We start from the raw sequence: 3,275 nt of genomic DNA, 5'->3' as shown, positions 1-3,275 counted from the left end.
ATCAAAACAAACCTTCGCGAGAATCGATTTTTTGGGGCATGGTGGACGATTGGTGGACAAAAAGGGCACTTTTGATGTTAAAGTTCTTGCTGAAAAGTGGACAATGTTTGAGTTAACGGGTTGACAAGTTAGCGAGTTGACAAGTTAACGGGTTGACAAGTTAACGAGTTGACAAGTTGACGAGTAGACAAGTAGACAAGTTGGCCAGTTGACCAGTTAACCCGTTGACGAGTGGACAAGAGGACGAGTTAATCGTTCTTTTCTCTTTCCTCGAAAAGTGCGTTTTCTCGCCATGACAATGTTCGAGCAAGGTCGGCATTGTTCATTTGGCTTAACGAAAACGTTCATCTCTTCGTGTTGTGACCTAAATGCGTCCATTTTGACAGAAGAACATAAGAAACATAAAGAAGTGGTCTTTCCGTTATTTTAGTTCTCTTTTTGCATTAGCGCAATCGTTTGCATCATAAAGATAAACATTTCCCCGTTTTAAGGGCGAACCTCTTGCGAATAATGCCTAACTTTATGCCGAGTTTACTAACCCCTTAGTCTATGAATTTATATTTCAATATTGATTACCAGACCGTCTTCGGAGAAGAATTGGTGCTGAACATCGTTACTAATAACGACAAGGGCGAATGCCTAACAACGCAATACCGCATGAACACCGTCGACGGATTGCGCTGGATTTGTTGTATAAACAAGTTGCCCGACGCTTGCCAAAACGTCGTGCAGTACTTCTATTGTGTGGATAGTGCGGGTGTGACAAGGCGTAAGGAGTGGGCCTTGCATCCACATCGCCTGTCGCTTAGTGCGCTTAAAGCCAACGCCTACCACGTTTACGACCAATGGCATGCCATTCCCGAAGATGCCTATCAATACACTTCGGCCTTTACCCAGTGCCTAAAACGCCGCAACCTGCAACCCATGCCCGCATCTGATTACGAGCGGACGCTGCGCTTGGTGGTGCGCGCGCCACAACTGCGGGCCTCGCAACGCCTCGTATTAGTGGGCGACGACCTGGCACTTGGCGCGTGGGCGCTTGGCCGAGCCTTGCCCATGGCCGAGGTAAACGATTGCGAATGGGTGGTGGACCTCAATCTCGACGAACTGAACGGCGAAGAAATAGCCGTGAAGTTTGTGGCCGTTGATGCCGACAACCGCGTTGCGCCGCTTTGGGAGACGGGGTATAACCGCGAGTTGCAGTTGCCGCAGATTGGCAAGAACGAGGTTTGCGTGTACCAATTGCACCAAGCTTTCTTTGAGCTTTGGGACGAACGCTTTGCCGGAACCCTTGTGCCCGTGTTCTCGTTGCGCACCAAACGCAGCTTTGGCGTGGGCGACTTTGGCGACCTTAAAGCCATGATAGACTTTGTGGCACAAACAAATCAGCGCGTGTTGCAGGTGTTGCCCATCAACGACAGCACCACAACGCACACCTGGACCGACTCTTATCCATACAGCTGCATCAGTATTTTTGCCCTTCATCCGCAGTATGTAGACCTCAATGCGCTGCCGCTGTTGAAGAAGGAAGAAGACCGCATGGCTTTCGAGGCCTTGCGGCAGGAACTTAACGCGCTGTCGCAGATTGATTACGAACGCGTGAACAACGCCAAAACGGCGTATCTTAAACTGCTGTTCGAGCAAGAGGGCAAGGAGATGATGAAGGGTGAGGACTTTAAGAAGTTCTTTGAAGAAGAGAGCTATTGGCTGGTGCCCTATGCCCAATATTGTTATCTCCGCGACCTCTACGGCACGGCCGACTTTACCCAATGGCCCGACCACAACACGTGGGACGAGGCCGAACGCAAAGCCCTCTCAACGCCCACAACCAAGGTTTACAAGGAGGTGGCTTTCCATTACTTTGTTCAGTATTTGCTTTACACCCAAATGCGCCATGCCCACGAACACGCTTGTGCTAAGGGCGTAATACTTAAAGGCGACATCCCCATTGGCGTAAACCGCCACGGTTGCGACGTGTGGACCGAACCGCATTACTTTAACCTTGACGGACAAGCAGGCGCACCACCCGACGATTTCTCGGTTAAAGGTCAGAATTGGGGTTTCCCAACGTACAACTGGGACGAGATGTTGCGCGATGGGTGCGCCTGGTGGGTGCGCCGTTTCCAAAACATGGCGAAGTTTTTCGATGCCTATCGCATCGACCACGTGCTGGGTTTCTTCCGCATTTGGGAAATTCCCGTGTCGTGTGTAGACGGTTTGTTGGGTCAGTTCTCGCCCTCGTTGGGCATGAGTCGCGAGGAGATAGAGGCCTACGGGCTGCCTTTCAACGAAGAGGCGTTCACCCGTCCGTTCATCAGCGATTGGGTTCTCGACCGCATGTTCGGCGAAAATGCCGACAACGTGAAGGCAACTTATCTGCAACCCCTGCACGACGACATCTGGCAACTGCGCCCCGAATACGACACACAGCGCAAGATTGAACAGGCCTTTGAGGGCAAAAACGAGGATGCCGACCGCTGGTTGCGCGATGGACTCTTCGCATTGGTGAGCGATGTGCTTTTCGTTCGCGACAGAAAAGACCCCTCTAAGTTCCATCCGCGCATCTCTGTGCAGCACGATTTTGTGTACGAGGCACTTTGGGATAAGGATAAGGACGTGTTTAACCGCATATACAACGACTATTATTATCGCCGTAACAACCAATTCTGGTATTACGAGGCGATGAAGAAACTGCCCAAGCTGGTTGAGGCTACACGCATGCTTGTGTGTGCCGAAGACCTGGGCATGGTGCCCGATTGTGTGGCGTGGGTGATGAACGAGCTACGCATTCTGTCGCTCGAAGTGCAGTCTATGCCCAAAGATCCCCGTGTGCGCTTTGGCAACCTTTCTGCTTTCCCTTACCGTTCGGTAAACACTTTTAGCAGTCACGACATGCCGACACTTCGCCAGTGGTGGGACGAGAATTGGGAACGGACCCAAGAATATTACAACACGATGCTCTACAAAGGTGGTCCTGCGCCGCATCCGCTTTCGGGCCTTTTGGCTCGCGAGATAGTGTTGCGCCAGCTTTTGTCGCCCTCCATGTTGTGCATTCTCAGCATTCAAGACTGGTTGTCCACCGACGAAGACCTGCGTTTGCCCGATGCTGATGCCGAACGCATCAACATTCCTGCCAACCCGCGCCATTATTGGCGTTATCGTATGCACCTCAATGTCGAAGACTTGATGGCTAACACACCCTTCTGTACGGCTGTTAAGGATATGGTTCAACAAAGCGGACGGTGAAAGAGTGAAAAGGTGAAAGGGTGAAAAGG

Annotated in this window: 1 protein-coding gene; it reads left to right on the top strand. The window is 51.3% G+C overall.

Annotated features, from left to right (window positions below):
• Positions 1 to 549: 549 nt before the first annotated feature.
• Positions 550 to 3,246 carry a 4-alpha-glucanotransferase gene (locus HMPREF2955_RS02605; RefSeq protein ID WP_070720632.1) on the top strand — a complete coding sequence of 899 codons (2,697 nt, stop codon included), beginning with the start codon at positions 550 to 552 and terminating at the stop codon, positions 3,244 to 3,246.
• Positions 3,247 to 3,275: the final 29 nt, after the last annotated feature.

Origin of the sequence: Prevotella sp. HMSC073D09, from assembly GCF_001814145.1 — a bacterium.
Taxonomy (GTDB): domain Bacteria; phylum Bacteroidota; class Bacteroidia; order Bacteroidales; family Bacteroidaceae; genus Prevotella; species Prevotella conceptionensis.
This window is presented reverse-complemented; position numbering and strand designations above follow the sequence as displayed.